We start from the raw sequence: 14,449 nt of genomic DNA, 5'->3' as shown, positions 1-14,449 counted from the left end.
CGTACCAATTCAAGCTCGACGGCGTGACCTTGCGCGACATGACCGCCGACGACGTCACCGCGGTCGAGGTCTTGGAGCGCCGGCTCTTCCCGGTGGACGCCTGGCCGATGCAGATGTTCTTCGACGAACTTGCCCAGGTTGATACCCGCCGCTACGTGGTGGCCGAAGCCGACGGGCAGATTGTGGCCTACGCCGGGCTCATGTGTATCGAGCCGATCGCGGATGTGCAGACGATCGCCGTGGTGCCCGAATTCGAAGGCAAGGGAATTGGCTCCGCCATCCTCACGGAACTGATCGAAGAGTCCCGACGGCGCGGCGCGGTGGAAGTGCTCCTGGAGGTCCGTGCCGACAATCCACGAGCTCAGGCACTGTACGTGCGCTTCGGTTTCGAGCAGATCCACGTCCGTCGGCGCTACTACCGCGACGGCACGGACGCCCTCATCATGAGGCTGACATTGACTGAAGGAACACCGGCATGAACCACCCCGCCACCATCCAGCCGCTCGTGCTGGGGATCGAGTCCTCCTGCGACGAAACCGGCGTCGGGATTGTCCGGGGCACCACCCTGCTGACCAACACGGTGTCCTCTTCGATGGATGAGCATGTCCGTTTTGGCGGCGTCATTCCGGAGATCGCTTCGCGTGCGCACCTGGACGCTTTTGTTCCCACGCTGCAGGAGGCCCTGCACGAAGCAGGGGTGACGCTGGACGATATTGACGCCATCGCCGTGACCTCCGGTCCTGGCTTGGCCGGCGCACTCATGGTGGGTGTCTGTGCGGCCAAGGCGCTCTCAGTTGCCACGGGCAAGCCGCTCTACGCGATCAACCACTTGGTGGCCCATGTCGGCGTCGGGCTCCTTGACGGCGCCGCGGGTGGTGGCACCGGACCCGGTTCGGGCGGTCGGCTGCCGGAGAATCTCGGTGCGTTGCTGGTGTCCGGCGGACACACGGAAATCCTGCGCATCCGCAGCATCACCGACGACGTCGAGATGCTCGGCTCCACGATCGACGACGCCGCAGGCGAGGCCTACGACAAAGTGGCCAGGCTGCTGGGCCTCGGCTACCCGGGCGGACCGGCCATCGATAAACTCGCCAAGCAAGGCAACGCCAAGGCCATCCGCTTCCCGCGCGGCCTGACGCAACCCAAATACATGGGAACCGCCGAGGAGCCGGGACCCCATCGCTACGACTGGTCCTTCAGCGGGCTCAAGACCGCCGTCGCGCGCTGCGTTGAACAGTTCGAAGCGCGCGGTGAGGACGTTCCCGTTGCCGATATCGCCGCTGCATTCCAGGAAGCGGTAGTGGACGTCATCACGTCCAAGGCCGTGCTGGCCTGCAAGGAAAACGGCATCACGGATCTCCTGCTCGGCGGCGGCGTTGCAGCCAACTCCCGGCTCCGTGAGCTTACGGGGCAACGCTGCGATGCGGCGGGGATCACCCTGCATGTGCCGCCGCTGGCACTTTGCACCGACAATGGTGCCATGGTCGCTGCCTTGGGCTCCCAGCTCATCATGGCGGGAATCGGTCCCAGCGGCGTCGCGTTCGCTCCGGATTCGTCCCTGCCGGTGACCACGGTTTCGGTGTAGGCGCGGGAACCCGGCCGGAGGCTTGACTGCAGGGCTAGGCGGTCGGCACGGACCGCATTTGCTCTACGAGATCCTGGACGACCGCATGAAGATCGCCGTCGTGCTGGGCCGCGACACGGCGCTGGCGCTGGTAGCCTGCTCCGCGGGCGATGATCTTTTCGACGTCGGCCAGTTCCGCCGAGCAACCCAGCTTCTCGGCGACAGGCGCCAGGCGCAGCAGCGTTTCCTTCAGGTGCTCAGTGACGAGCTGCTCGTTGCCCTCGGCGTCGAGGATGATGATCGCTTCCATCCCGTAGCGGGCGGCGCGCCACTTGTTTTCCTGGATATGCCACGGCGGCATGGTCGGAATGCTGCCGCCGTTGTCCAGGATCGTGGAGAACTCGTCCACCAGGCATTGGGTCAGGGCTGCAACAGCGCCGACTTCTTCGAGGGTGGCCAGGCCGTCGCAAATGCGCATTTCGATGGTGCCCAAGTTCGGTACGGGACGGATGTCCCAGCGAATTTCAGACAGGGTGTCGATCACTCCGGTAGTGAACATGTCCTGGACATAGGACTCGTATTCGGCCCAGCTGGGGAACTGGAAAGGCAGTCCTGCTGTGGGTAGTTGCTGGAACATGAGCGCACGTTGTGACGCATAACCGGTGTCTTCGCCGCCCCAGAACGGGCTCGAAGCGGACAATGCCTGGAAATGGGGGAAGTAGTTGACCAGGCCATCGAGGATGGGGAGCGCCTTGTCCCTTCGGTCCAGGCCGACGTGGACGTGGACTCCGTAGATGACCATTTGCCGTCCCCACCATTGGGTGCGGTCGATGAGCTTGGCATAGCGTTCTTTGTCCGAGACGGGCTGAAGCTGCGGCGGGCTGAAAGGATGGCTTCCGGCGCAGAAAAGCTCGACACCCATGGGGTCGGTGACTTCCCTGACGGCCTGAAGCGAGCGGGCGAGGTCTTCCTTGGCTTCCTTGACGGTGTTGCACACGCCCGTGACAAGTTCCACGGTGTTCAGGAGCAATTCCCGCTTGATGTGCGGATGCTCGTCGTCTTCGTTCAAGTCCGGATGCCGCGATGCCACGCCCCGCAGGACCTCATTCGCCACCGAGACCAATTCGCCGGTGCGTGCGTTGACGAGCGCGAGCTCCCATTCCACCCCCAGGGTCGACTGCCTGGATGAAGCGAAATCAATCTGCACGTGGGTCCCCTCGGTATTTGCCAAAAACGCCCTGAGCAATGCCCGCCGTGGGGCCGTCAGCGGTTGGCTCAAGTCTAATGCAGGGGCGGTACGGTACCGCATGATGGGTACCGCGAGGTAAAACAGGAAAACGAATCGGCTTGCTAATGAGAATGATTTGCATCTAAGATGAAGCATGCATCTTTCTGTTGTCAGCTCACTGGACAGCCAATGCCGCGAAGCAGCCACCACCAGGCTTGGGTGGACCCACCGCGATTCGGTCGTGGTCCTGCACGACCTCCTGGACGGCTCCATCGTCCTGCGAAGGATCTTCCGCAATGGCGAACTGGTAGAACAGGGGCAAACCACTTTGGAACACGGTTGCCTCAGCTGCACGGTCCGCCTCGATGTTGTCCCGACGGCGGAACGCCTCGCGTCCTCCGGCCATGACCACATCGTCCTGGGCCTGCCGCCCGGTGTCTCCGTGGACATGGCGGTGGCGGAACTCAAGCGCGGCCTGGAACGGCCCGCCGTCATCGACAACGCCGTGTTGGCGATCGATCCCTCCGGACTGGAAGACCACATCTGGGACAAGCACACGCTGTATGAATCCGGCTTCACGGCCATGCCCGAGGATGAGCGCACCAGCGGAGAATTTCTCATCGGGGAATTGGGCCACGCGGATACCGTCATGGTGCACGCCGGTCTTGGGGCGGAGCTGGCAGGCTTGCGCCCGGACTCAAGCGAGGCCTGGGCCCAAGGGTTGGAACTACTCGGGCAGCTTGCGCCGCACGCCGCCATTTCCGCGAGCGACGACGACTTCCGCCCCGGCTGCTACGACGGCGCCGAGGCTCTCGCCAGGGTTCGTCGTGGTTCCGTGAGGGTTCCGCTCGAGGAGGAGTCGGGGAGTTTCCGGACCGTGCTCCACAAGGTGGAGCGTCCGCTTCATCCAGGACGCTTCCAGGAGGCGCTACCCAAGTTGGCCGAGGCATGCCACTGGATGCGGGGCCGCTTGTGGATTGCCTCGGCGGCCAAGGTCCGGATCGCGGTGCAGGGAATCGGGCCGCGCGTCTGGCTCGAGAGCACCGGCGAGTGGCTCGCGGACGCCGGCACCGGCCCTGTCCCCGACGGCAAAGGCCTGCAGCACGGAAAGGGACTCCCCGACGTCGACGCCGCCCTTGACTGGCATCCCCGCTTCGGCGACCGGGGCACGGTGCTGGCCGTGACCGGACGAGGGGAAGACCTCGACGCCGCCGAAATCCGGGCACTCCTGGACGGATGCGCGCTGAGCGAAGCGGAGATGCGGCTCGGCTTCGCCGGACTCGAGGACCCTTTTGAACTCGAATCCACCCTTTAGCCGAGCTTCAGCCTCGGTGGAACAAAACCGCAATCAAACAAGTCAAAACCCCAGAAGGAGAACCCCATGAAAGTCAGGAATTCGCTGCGTGCCCTCAAGAAGATCCCCGGCGCGCAAGTTGTCCGCCGGCGCGGACGCACCTTTGTCATCAACAAGCTGAATCCGCGCTTCAAGGCGCGCCAAGGCTAGCTCCCCGTCTAGGCTGGGCAGAGAACCCGCTACGCGAAGGAAGCCCCGTTATGCCGATCCTCAATAAAGACATGACGCTCTGTATTTCTCTCTCTGCCCGGCCGAGCAACAACGGAACGCGTTTCCACAACTTCCTCTACGAGGCGCTCGGCCTGAACTGGATCTACAAGGCCTTCGCTCCCACCGACCTCCCGAACGCGATCGCCGGCGTGCGCGGCCTCGGCATCCGCGGCTGCGCCGTCTCGATGCCCTACAAGGAAGACGTCATCGCCCTCGTCGACCGCATGGACGCTTCGGCCGCCGCTATCGACTCGGTCAACACGATCGTGAACGACGCCGGCGTACTGACGGCCTACAACACGGACTACACCGCGATCGCCCAGTTGATCGAGCGCAACGCGATCGACCCGGCGTCGTCCGTGTTGCTCCGCGGTTCCGGCGGCATGGCCAAGGCCACCGCGGCTGCGTTCCGGGACGCCGGATTCTCCCGCGTCACCGTGGTTGCCCGGAATGAAAAGCTCGGGCAAGCCCTCGCGGGGCTCTATGGCTTCGGCTGGCAAGCCGAAGTAGGGGAGTCGACGGCGGACGTGCTCGTCAACGTGACCCCGATCGGCATGGCCGGCGGACCTGACTCCGGCTCACTGTCCTTCCCCGAAGCGGCGGTGGCGGCCGCGCAGGTAGTGTTCGACGTCGTCGCCCTCCCTGCAGAGACGCCGCTCATCAAGGCCGGCCGTGCGGCAGGAAAGACCGTGATCAGCGGCGCTGAAGTGGCCACGATCCAGGCACTCGAACAGTTCGTGCTCTACACGGGCATCACGCCGACACCGGAACAAGTGGCCGCGGCTGAGGAGTTCACGCGCTCCCAATAGGGCGCCGCGGGTCAGAGACCAGCTCAGGCAGCCGCTACGGGCTCCACCACAACAGCCACCTTTTCCTCGCCGATCCTGGTGAGGACCAGGGTGGCTGTTTTGTTGCCGCGGGATTTTGCCGAGTTCTTTCCGGCCGGCAGCAATTGTTTCCGCAGCTCTTCGGGGGTGACGGAGGTGCCGCGCTTCTTGATGTCCAGGACACCGACGCCGTTGGCCTTCACCCAGGCCTTGAGGGCCTTGACGTTCAGCGGCATGACTTCCAGGACCTTGTAGGCACGGGCGAAGGGGGTCTCCACCAGCTCCGGAGCGCAAATATAGGCAATGTGTTGGTCCACCAAGTGGCCGCCCAGCCGGAGCGCGACGTCGGCCACCAGGCCCGCACGGATCACCGCGCCGTCCGGTTCGTACAGGAATCCCTCCACGGGCCCGACGTCGGGCACCGGGCCGCCGTCGAAATCTTCGCCGCTGGTGATCTCTGCTGCCCCCCGCGGCCCGAGCACCAGCGCGGCGCGGCGGATGCCGGGACGGGCTACGTCGTTGAACCACAGCGTTACTTCCGTAACGTCCCCTCCCACCGAAACCCACTGTGCCTCGCAGCCGGCCGGAACCGATTCGTGTGGCATCCCCGGGCCCATCTTGACCCCGACGGACTTGCCGGTAGCGGCCAGCGATTCAACGAAGGACAACGGCGGCGAGAACGCCTCGGGGTCCCAGATCCTTTTGGTTCCCGACGACGACGTCGTGCGGCGCGCCGGATCGAGCCACACGCCGTCGACACCGTCGAGGGGCATCGCCGTGGCGTCGGAGTGCACCACCGTTGCGTGCGGGAAAGACATGAGGTTGATGGTGGCGCAGGCGGCGGTGGTCTCGTCGAGTTCCACGGCGGTGACCTTGATGTCCATGGACGCCATGGCCATGGAGTCGGCTCCAAGCCCGCAGCCCAGGTCCGCGACGTGCTGCGTGCCCGCCTTGGCGAAGCGTTCGGCATGCCTGGCTGCAACATTGAGCCGGGTGGCCTGTTCCAGGCCGGCCTGGGTGAAGAGCATCTGCCGGGCGAATTCGCCGAACTTGGCCTCGGCCCGGGTGCGGAGCCTGGACTGGGTGAGGACGGCGGCAACGAGTGCGGGGGAGTGGCCGTCCTTGCGCAGGCGCGCATTCAGGGCGAAGGCTTCGCCATCGCGGTACGGTCCCAAGGACGCCAGCAGTTCCCAACCTTCCGTTGTCAGCAAGGGGGCAATCTGGTCCGGGGATGTGTCAGCCATGGGAACTAGCCTAGTGCTCGCCCGTCATACGGGGTCGGGAGGGATCCGGGACCCCTCGGGCCGATAGGGTTGATGCCATGGAAGACAACCCAGTACGCCAGCCCGACGACGCCAATGGTTCTCCCTCTGCCCCGGATAAACGTCAATTCGCCGGAAATCTCTCCAAGTATGCCCGTCCTGCGCTCATCGTGGGTGCTTTGATTGCCGTTGTCTGCATCGCGCTGTTGATCATTATTTTCTTCCTAGACTCTTTCAACGCGGCCACCTACTCGATGACCGGTAATAGCGTCCAGGACGCCACGGATGAGGCCCGGGACATCCGTGACACCTACACCGGTGCCCGCATCGGAGCGATCGTCGGGCTGGTGGTGTTCGGCGTCGTCGCGCTCGCAAGCGGCGTCGTGCTCTACCTGAACCGCGGAACCGCACCGAAGGAAGAGTACGACGACGGCGAGGACGTTGACTTCGACGACCTCGCCGGGCAATGAGCGTGTGAGCCGGAAGCACCCTTTGGACGTTCACCCGTGACGGAATTCTGGCACTCGCCTTGACCGAGTGCTAATGCTTACATAGAGTCTTGATTAGCACTCTCCCTAGGCGGGTGCTAATCATGCCGCCAGGCACTTACCGGCACCGCGACGACGGTAAGCCGCCACGGCACCCCTGGTTTGATAGTCCATGTACTACCTCACGTAAAGGAGAGATCCGAGTGTCGGTCTCCATTAAGCCTCTCGAGGATCGCATTGTTGTCCGCCCGCTCGAAGCAGAGCAGACCACGGCTTCCGGCCTGGTCATCCCGGACACTGCACAGGAAAAGCCGCAGGAAGGCGAAGTTGTTGCAGTTGGCCCCGGCCGCTTCGATGACAACGGCAACCGCGTACCCGTCGACGTAACCGTTGGCGACGTCGTCATCTACTCCAAGTACGGCGGAACTGAAGTCAAGACCGGCGGCAGCGAATACCTCGTTCTGTCCGCCCGCGACGTTCTGGCAATCGTCGTTAAGTAATTCCCTGGATCCCGCATCGCAGATCGAGTCGGACGTCTTCCGGTCGAATCAGCGGTGCGGGTTTTCCGTCTTGAAAGGACACAACCATGGCAAAGCAGCTTGCGTTTAACGACGCTGCCCGTCGCTCGCTCGAAGCAGGCATTGACAAGCTCGCCAACACCGTCAAGGTCACCCTTGGCCCGCGCGGGCGCAACGTCGTTCTGGACAAGAAGTGGGGAGCTCCCACCATCACCAACGACGGCGTGACGATCGCCCGCGAAGTCGAACTCGACGACCCGTATGAGAACCTTGGCGCGCAGCTGGCCAAGGAAGTCGCCACCAAGACCAATGACGTCGCAGGCGACGGCACCACCACGGCCACCGTGCTGGCACAGGCACTCGTCAAGGAGGGCCTGCGCAACGTTGCCGCCGGAGCCGCCCCTGGCGAAATCAAGCGCGGCATCGAAGTTTCGGTCCAGGCCGTGGCTGCCCGCCTCCTGGAAAACGCCCGCGAAGTAGAAGGCACACAGGTTGCCAGCGTTGCCGCGATCTCCGCCCAGAGCGATGAGGTTGGCGAGCTCCTCGCCGAGGCTTTTGGCAAGGTCGGCAAGGATGGCGTCATCACCATCGAAGAGTCTTCCACCACGCAGACCGAACTGGTCCTCACCGAGGGCATGCAGTTCGACAAGGGCTACCTGTCCCCGTACTTCGTCACTGACGCGGAACGCCAGGAAGCTGTTCTGGAAGACGCGCTCATCCTGATCAACCAGGGCAAGATCTCCTCGCTGCAGGAATTCCTGCCGCTCCTCGAGAAGGCCCTGCAGGCAGCCAAGCCGCTCTTCATCATTGCTGAGGACATCGACGGCGAGGCACTGTCCACGCTGATCGTGAACCGTATCCGTGGCACCCTGAACGTCGTTGCCGTCAAGGCTCCGGGCTTCGGCGACCGCCGCAAGGCCATGCTGCAGGACATTGCCACACTGACCGGCGCACAGGTTGTCTCCCCGGAGCTCGGCCTGTCCCTGGACCAGGTTGGCCTCGAGGTCCTCGGCAGTGCCCGCCGGATCACCGTCACCAAGGACAACACCACCATCGTTGACGGCGCTGGTACGGCTGAGGACGTCGCAGCACGCGTCGCCCAGATCCGTGCCGAGCTGACCCGCACCGACTCCGACTGGGACCGGGAAAAACTGCAGGAACGGCTCGCAAAGCTGGCAGGCGGCATCGGCGTCATCAAGGTCGGCGCAGCCACCGAGGTCGAGCTCAAGGAAAAGAAGCACCGTATCGAGGACGCAGTTTCCTCGACGCGTGCTGCCCTTGAAGAAGGCATCGTCTCCGGCGGTGGATCCGCCCTCATCCACGCCCTCAAGGCACTGGACGAGGACGCCGCCGTCAAGGCACTGGAAGGCGACGCGGCTGCCGCCGTCGGCATCGTCCGCCGCGCCCTGACCCAGCCCCTTCGCTGGATCGCCCAGAACGCCGGCTTCGACGGCTACGTCGTCGTAGCCAAGGTTGCCGAGCTGGAAGACAACCACGGCTTCAACGCGAAGTCCGGTGTGTACGAGGACCTGATCGCCGCTGGCGTGATCGACCCCGTCAAGGTCACCCGCTCCGCGCTCCAGAATGCCGCGTCCATCGCAGCCTTGGTTCTCACCACCGAGACCCTGGTTGTCGAGAAGCCGGCCGAGGAAGACGAGCACGCAGGCCACAGCCACTAATATTGGTTGCTCGATGCGCGAGGCCCGGTCCCCTTTGGGGGCCGGGCCTCCTGCATGTGGGGGTGCGGGATGACGACCAGACGCCGGTAAGACGGCATGGAGGATTGACCCAGACAACGTTCCGGAAGCTCCCAGCCGCTTGTGTCCTAATGGATCGTAGGAAGTTGGTTGAACGCGGTCTCAATTGACGATGAACATTTCGAATCAGTAGGGTAGACGGTTTGAGTAGCACCCTGGAGGCAAGACTTTGACAACCATGCGCCCGATTGCGCTACGGCGAACTAGCGGCGAGACGCAGAATTCGGCACCTAAATCGACCTTCCGTCCTGAAATCCAGGGACTTCGATCTGTTGCCGTCCTCATGGTTGTCACGTACCACATCTGGTTTGGCCGGGTCTCCGGCGGGGTGGATGTCTTCCTTCTGGTCTCGGCGTTCCTCATGACGGCGCAGTTCACGAGACGGTATGCCGGCGGGCGGCAAACAGAACTGATCAAGCACTATCTTCATCATTTCCGGAGGCTCTTGCCCGCAGCCGTCACGGTGATTGTTGGAACGCTGGCCGCCACCTACCTCTTCATGCCGGCCACCCGCTGGGTCGATACCATCAAGCAGGGCTGGGCTTCACTTTTCTACGTTGAGAACTTCCTGCTGCAGTCGCAGGCCGTCAACTACTACGCTGCGGACCACAGCCTGGCCAGCCCGTTACAGCAATTCTGGTCGCTGTCCATTCAAGGACAAGTCTTCATTGTCTGGCCGATCATCTTTGTGGGAGCAGGCTGGGCGGCGAGAAGGTTCAGGCTCGCGTACGTTCCCCTCCTGCGTTACATCTTCGGAATAATCTTCCTGGTTTCCCTGGTGTATTCGGTCGTTTATACCGCTACGGACCAATCGGCGGCGTACTTCTCGACGGCGGCCAGGCTTTGGGAATTTGCCCTTGGAACTCTTCTGGCCCTCTTCCTGCCTTCGCTCAAAATACCCAGGTCGGCCAGGATCGTCCTTGGCTGGATCGGCGTCCTGGCGATGCTTAGCTGCGGGCTCATTCTCGACGTCGAGGGCGTCTTCCCCGGGTGGTTGGCTTTGTGGCCCACCCTGGCCGCCGCCTGTGTGCTCGCAGCGGGCCAGACCCAGAGTCGATTCGGAATCGACCGGATCCTCAGTTCCAAGCCGCTCGTGCGGATGGGGAACAATTCGTACGCCCTCTACCTTTGGCACTGGCCCATGTTGGTCATCTATTTGGCTTGGTCCGGCAAGACCCACGCTGGCTGGTTGTCCGGCACGGTGATTATTATTGGTGCCTTCCTTTTGGCTGTTCTGACCACGAGGTTCATCGAGAGGCCGCTGCGGGAGTGGAAGTGGCCCGAGGCCAACCGGCGCAGAAGCGTGATTTCGCTGGTTGCGGTAGGGACCGTGGCTATTCTGCCGCTGGCGGGTTGGCCCCTGCAGATCGAGCAGACAAACCGCGCGCTGGTCGCAAACATGGATGCCCGCAACCCCGGAGCGGCCGCCGTCGGCGGGGACTTCGTCTATACCCCCGATCCGGGGGTGCCCTTGGTTCCAAGCATGACCGCAGTTGATGGTGACTGGCCGGTTTTCCCGACTCCCTGCACGGGGACGGCGGACCCGCAGGAATTCGTCAACCGATGCACCAACGGGATCAAGAACGGGACGAAAAGCGTGGTGGTCATTGGCAGTTCGCACGCCCACGTGCTGAACACGCCGCTGCTTACGATGGCCGCAAAGAACCATTGGAGCCTGACGTCCATCACGAAGGGATATTGCCCGCTTGGCGAGGACACTGCGGCGGACATTACGCAGGCCTGCGTTGACTTCAACAAGGCCACGCTCGCAGAGGTCCTGAAGATGAAGCCGGATGTTGTGGTGACAACGAGTACGCGAACCAATGCGCAGAGCAACGTCCCCGAGCGGCTCGATCCCTCTTGGGTCACGGAGGTAAAGACGCTTAACGACGCCGGAATCCAAGTGGTTGCCTTCCGCGACACTCCACGCGCAGCCCAGCCAGTTCCGGCCTGCCTGGAGAAGAACCCGGGAGCATATGTTGCCTGCGGTTCCCAGCGTGCCGAAATCTACTCCGAAGATTCCCCGACGGGGGCGGTGGCCGCGGGAATGCCCGACACGAAATTCCTGGACCTTTCGAAGTATTTCTGCCCCGATGCGAATTGTCCGGCAGTGATCGGCAACGTGATGGTCTACAAGGACGACAACCACGTGACCGCCACATACATGAAGACCTTGACCCCATACTTTGAGAAGGCGTTCATGGCCGCGACCGGGTGGAGCTAGGCGGCCGGAGCTGAGCAGCCGGGTTGCTCGTAGGCGGGTGCCGGGTGCTGTTGCTCACATTGCCCTCGCGGAATATGGGGATCGGCGGCGAGGTTCTACTATTTATTCAGAACCTTTCTGCACAGGCCAGTCCCGTAATGACGGGCTGGTCATCAGCTGCAACCCCTACCAGAGCAACCCCCAAGAACCAAGGTAAGAGGCGCACTCATGACCCAGCCCGAACACGATCCCTTTGGCTTTGTCGGCCTGACTTACGACGACGTCCTGCTGCTGCCGGGCCACACCAACGTCATTCCGTCAGAAGCTGATACTTCCTCCCGGATCTCCAAGCGAATTTCGGTCCAGACGCCGTTGCTGTCCGCCGCCATGGACACCGTCACCGAGTCCCGCATGGCCATCGCCATGGCCCGCCAGGGCGGCCTTGGCGTGATCCACCGCAACTTGTCGATCGAAGACCAGGCCGACCACGTCGACCGCGTCAAGCGCTCCGAGTCCGGGATGATCACCAACCCGCTGACCATCCACCCGGAAGCCACCCTTCAGGAACTGGACGAACTGTGTTCCCGTTACCGGGTTTCCGGCCTCCCTGTCATCGACCCGGACGGCCGTCTGCTGGGTATTGTCACCAACCGCGACACCCGCTTCGTACCGGAGTCCGACTTCCCGCTGCGGCTGGTCAGCGACGTCATGACCAAGATGCCGCTCATCACGGGCCACGTCGGCATCAGCCGCGAAGAGGCCTCGCACAAGCTGGCCACCAACAAGATCGAGAAGCTGCCCCTCGTTGACGAGCAGGGACGCCTCAAAGGCCTTATCACCACCAAGGACTTCACCAAAGCGGAGCAGTACCCGCTCGCGACGAAGGACGAGGAAGGCCGTCTCCGCGTCGGCGCCGCCATCGGGTTCTTCGGCGATGGCTGGGAACGGGCCATGACCCTGATCGACGCCGGTGTCGACGCGCTCTTCGTGGACACCGCCAACGGCCACTCGCAGGGTGTCCTGGACCTGATCACGCGCCTGAAGTCCGACCCAGTTGCCGCGCACGTTGACATCATCGGTGGCCAGGCTGCCACCCGTGAAGGCGCCCAGGCACTGATCGACGCCGGCGCCGACGGCATCAAGGTGGGCGTGGGCCCGGGCTCCATTTGCACCACGCGCGTTGTTGCCGGTGTAGGCGTTCCCCAGATCACGGCCATCTACGAGTCCTCGAAGGCCGCCATCCCTGCCGGTGTTCCGCTGATCGCCGACGGCGGCCTGCAGTACTCGGGCGATATCGGCAAAGCCCTCGTGGCCGGTGCCGACACCGTCATGCTCGGCTCTTTGCTGGCTGGCTGCGACGAGTCGCCGGGTGAGCTGATCTTCGTGAACGGCAAGCAGTTCAAGAGCTACCGCGGCATGGGTTCCCTGGGTGCCATGCAGTCCCGTGGCAAGAACACGTCCTACTCGAAGGACCGCTATTTCCAGGCGGACGTTTCCGGCGATGACAAGCTCATCCCGGAAGGCATCGAAGGCCGCGTCGCCTACCGCGGCCCGCTGTCCTCAGTGGCATACCAGCTGGTCGGCGGCCTGCGCCAGACCATGTTCTACACGGGTGCACCGACCATCGCCGAGCTCAAAGCACGCGGCAAGTTTGTGCGCATCACCGCGGCCGGGCTGAAGGAGTCCCACCCGCACGACATCCAGATGACCGTCGAGGCCCCGAACTACGGTTCCCGCTAGGCGTAATTCCTGTCATAGGCAGTTTCAAGCGAGCCCGCCACCTCCCAGATGGAGGTGGCGGGCTCGCTTATTTACGAGGCATCGCCTGTCGTCATGCTGTACGTCACCCTGCCGGTACATCGCGCCGCACTGGGATAACCTAGAGCAGTGACTTACGAGATTGAGATTGGCCGTGGCAAGCGTGGGCGTCGTGCCTACTCCCTGGATGACATCGCGATCGTCCCCAACCGCCGGACGCGCGACCCCAAGGACGTTTCCGTCTCATGGCAGATTGATGCCTACAAGTTCGAGATGCCAGTGATCGCCGCACCCATGGATTCCGCGATGTCGCCTGAAACGGCCATCGCCCTTGGCCGGCTGGGCGGCCTGGGCGTTTTGGACCTCGAGGGCTTGTGGACGCGGTATGAGGACCCCCAGTCCGTGCTGGACGAGATCTCTGCCCTTGCGGATGAAACGGCCAGCCCGACCGTCACCCGACGCATGCAGGAGCTCTACAAGGCCCCCATTCAGCCCGAACTGATCACCACCAGGCTCGCGGAAATACGTGCTTCCGGCGTGACCGTGGCAGGCTCGCTGACGCCACAGCGTACCCAGGAACACTACAAGACCGTGGTGGCCGCCGGCGTCGACATTTTTGTCATTCGTGGCACCACAGTCTCGGCCGAACACGTCTCCAAGAACCATGAGCCGCTGAACCTCAAGCAGTTCATTTACGAACTCGACGTCCCCGTGATCGTCGGCGGGGCCGCCGGCTACACCCCGGCATTGCACCTCATGCGTACCGGAGCGGCCGGCGTCCTGGTGGGCTTCGGCGGCGGCGCAACGACCACCACGCGCCGTGCACTCGGCATCCATTCGCCCATGGCTTCCGCCATTTCCGACGTCGCTGCTGCGCGCCGCGACTACATGGATGAATCCGGTGGACGATACGTGCACGTGATCGCCGACGGCGGCATGGGTTCTTCGGGTGACATCGTCAAAGCCATTGCCATGGGCGCCGACGCCGTCATGCTCGGCAGCGCCTTGGCCCGTGCGGAAGAAGCCCCGGGCAAGGGCTGGCACTGGGGCCAGGAAGCCCACCACCTAGAGCTGCCCCGCGGCGACAGGGTCAACGTCGGCACTGTCGGTCCCCTCGAAGAAGTACTCTTCGGGCCGGGCCACCACACCAACGGCACGTCCAACCTGATCGGCGCGCTTCGCCGTTCCATGGCGACCACCGGCTATTCGGACCTGAAAGAGTTCCAGCGGGTCGACGTCGTCGTCTCGCCTTACTCGGGCCGGTAGCTTCCGCTCGGGCC

At 63.5% G+C, this 14,449-nt stretch carries 13 protein-coding genes; 11 read left to right on the top strand and 2 right to left on the bottom strand.

Going from position 1 to position 14,449, the window contains the following annotated elements; translation table 11 throughout:
• Nucleotides 1-38 precede the first annotated feature (38 nt).
• Nucleotides 39-479 carry a ribosomal protein S18-alanine N-acetyltransferase gene (rimI, locus tag ABH924_RS02100; protein WP_268818876.1) on the top strand — a complete coding sequence of 147 codons (441 nt, stop codon included), beginning with the start codon at nt 39-41 and terminating at the stop codon, nt 477-479.
• Complete coding sequence (tsaD, locus tag ABH924_RS02095; protein WP_404496506.1) at nt 476-1,585, top strand: tRNA (adenosine(37)-N6)-threonylcarbamoyltransferase complex transferase subunit TsaD; 1,110 nt, start codon at nt 476-478, stop codon at nt 1,583-1,585. Before rimI ends, tsaD begins: the two co-directional genes overlap by 4 nt.
• A 34-nt stretch (nt 1,586-1,619) precedes the next feature.
• Here the strand turns inward: tsaD and ABH924_RS02090 are convergent, their stop codons facing one another.
• Nucleotides 1,620-2,771 (bottom strand): glutamate--cysteine ligase, encoded by a 1,152-nt coding sequence (locus tag ABH924_RS02090; RefSeq protein ID WP_404496504.1) that lies wholly within the window; start codon nt 2,769-2,771, stop codon nt 1,620-1,622.
• Nucleotides 2,772-2,946: 175 nt separating this feature from the next.
• Here ABH924_RS02090 and ABH924_RS02085 point away from each other — a divergent pair, with 175 nt between their 5' ends.
• The 3 genes from ABH924_RS02085 to ABH924_RS02075 all read left to right on the top strand — a co-directional run bounded on the left by ABH924_RS02085 (nt 2,947) and on the right by ABH924_RS02075 (nt 5,165).
• Entirely contained in the window at nt 2,947-4,107 is a 1,161-nt protein-coding gene (locus ABH924_RS02085; RefSeq protein WP_404496502.1) for a GTP-binding protein, read from the top strand.
• A gap of 66 nt (nt 4,108-4,173) precedes the next feature.
• Complete coding sequence (ykgO, locus tag ABH924_RS02080) at nt 4,174-4,296, top strand: type B 50S ribosomal protein L36 (protein ID WP_184740519.1); 123 nt, start codon at nt 4,174-4,176, stop codon at nt 4,294-4,296.
• Nucleotides 4,297-4,346: 50 nt separating this feature from the next.
• Nucleotides 4,347-5,165 carry a shikimate 5-dehydrogenase gene (locus ABH924_RS02075; protein WP_234749146.1) on the top strand — a complete coding sequence of 273 codons (819 nt, stop codon included), beginning with the start codon at nt 4,347-4,349 and terminating at the stop codon, nt 5,163-5,165.
• A 23-nt stretch (nt 5,166-5,188) separates the two neighbouring features.
• On the opposite strand, the gene ABH924_RS02070 is transcribed toward ABH924_RS02075, so the two are convergent.
• On the bottom strand, nt 5,189-6,427 hold the full coding sequence (locus ABH924_RS02070; protein WP_404496499.1) for an SAM-dependent methyltransferase: 1,239 nt from the start codon (nt 6,425-6,427) through the stop codon (nt 5,189-5,191).
• A gap of 77 nt (nt 6,428-6,504) precedes the next feature.
• On the opposite strand from ABH924_RS02070, the gene ABH924_RS02065 reads away from it, so the two are divergent.
• From ABH924_RS02065 to ABH924_RS02040, 6 genes are all read left to right on the top strand, one after another.
• Nucleotides 6,505-6,915 (top strand): hypothetical protein, encoded by a 411-nt coding sequence (locus tag ABH924_RS02065; RefSeq protein WP_404496497.1) that lies wholly within the window; start codon nt 6,505-6,507, stop codon nt 6,913-6,915.
• Nucleotides 6,916-7,136: 221 nt separating this feature from the next.
• The gene (groES, locus tag ABH924_RS02060) at nt 7,137-7,433 is read left to right on the top strand and encodes a co-chaperone GroES (RefSeq protein ID WP_133202308.1); all 297 of its coding nucleotides are present in this window, start codon (nt 7,137-7,139) and stop codon (nt 7,431-7,433) included.
• Between the two features lie 86 nt (nt 7,434-7,519).
• The gene (gene groL / locus ABH924_RS02055; RefSeq protein ID WP_234749153.1) at nt 7,520-9,130 is read left to right on the top strand and encodes a chaperonin GroEL; all 1,611 of its coding nucleotides are present in this window, start codon (nt 7,520-7,522) and stop codon (nt 9,128-9,130) included.
• A gap of 256 nt (nt 9,131-9,386) precedes the next feature.
• Nucleotides 9,387-11,432: an acyltransferase family protein gene (locus ABH924_RS02050; protein WP_404496494.1), complete on the top strand. Its 2,046-nt coding sequence runs from the start codon at nt 9,387-9,389 to the stop codon at nt 11,430-11,432.
• Between the two features lie 207 nt (nt 11,433-11,639).
• Complete coding sequence (gene guaB / locus ABH924_RS02045) at nt 11,640-13,151, top strand: IMP dehydrogenase (RefSeq protein ID WP_236812187.1); 1,512 nt, start codon at nt 11,640-11,642, stop codon at nt 13,149-13,151.
• A gap of 147 nt (nt 13,152-13,298) precedes the next feature.
• Nucleotides 13,299-14,435: a GuaB3 family IMP dehydrogenase-related protein gene (locus ABH924_RS02040; RefSeq protein WP_284980772.1), complete on the top strand. Its 1,137-nt coding sequence runs from the start codon at nt 13,299-13,301 to the stop codon at nt 14,433-14,435.
• The last annotated feature ends 14 nt before the right edge of the window (nt 14,436-14,449 follow it).

Source organism: Arthrobacter sp. GAS37 (assembly GCF_044908325.1).
GTDB lineage: Bacteria > Actinomycetota > Actinomycetes > Actinomycetales > Micrococcaceae > Arthrobacter > Arthrobacter ramosus.
This window is presented reverse-complemented; position numbering and strand designations above follow the sequence as displayed.

Excerpts from the sequence above, each read along its gene's own strand:
- rimI (WP_268818876.1), top strand. The coding sequence starts at position 39 with ATGACCGCCGACGACGTCACCGCGGTCGAGGTCTTGGAGCGCCGGCTC.
- tsaD (WP_404496506.1), top strand. The coding sequence starts at position 476 with ATGAACCACCCCGCCACCATCCAGCCGCTCGTGCTGGGGATCGAGTCC.
- ABH924_RS02085 (WP_404496502.1), top strand. The coding sequence starts at position 2,947 with ATGCATCTTTCTGTTGTCAGCTCACTGGACAGCCAATGCCGCGAAGCA.
- ykgO (WP_184740519.1), top strand. The coding sequence starts at position 4,174 with ATGAAAGTCAGGAATTCGCTGCGTGCCCTCAAGAAGATCCCCGGCGCG.
- ABH924_RS02075 (WP_234749146.1), top strand. The coding sequence starts at position 4,347 with ATGCCGATCCTCAATAAAGACATGACGCTCTGTATTTCTCTCTCTGCC.
- ABH924_RS02070 (WP_404496499.1), bottom strand. The coding sequence starts at position 6,427 with ATGGCTGACACATCCCCGGACCAGATTGCCCCCTTGCTGACAACGGAA.
- ABH924_RS02065 (WP_404496497.1), top strand. The coding sequence starts at position 6,505 with ATGGAAGACAACCCAGTACGCCAGCCCGACGACGCCAATGGTTCTCCC.
- groL (WP_234749153.1), top strand. The coding sequence starts at position 7,520 with ATGGCAAAGCAGCTTGCGTTTAACGACGCTGCCCGTCGCTCGCTCGAA.
- ABH924_RS02050 (WP_404496494.1), top strand. The coding sequence starts at position 9,387 with ATGCGCCCGATTGCGCTACGGCGAACTAGCGGCGAGACGCAGAATTCG.
- guaB (WP_236812187.1), top strand. The coding sequence starts at position 11,640 with ATGACCCAGCCCGAACACGATCCCTTTGGCTTTGTCGGCCTGACTTAC.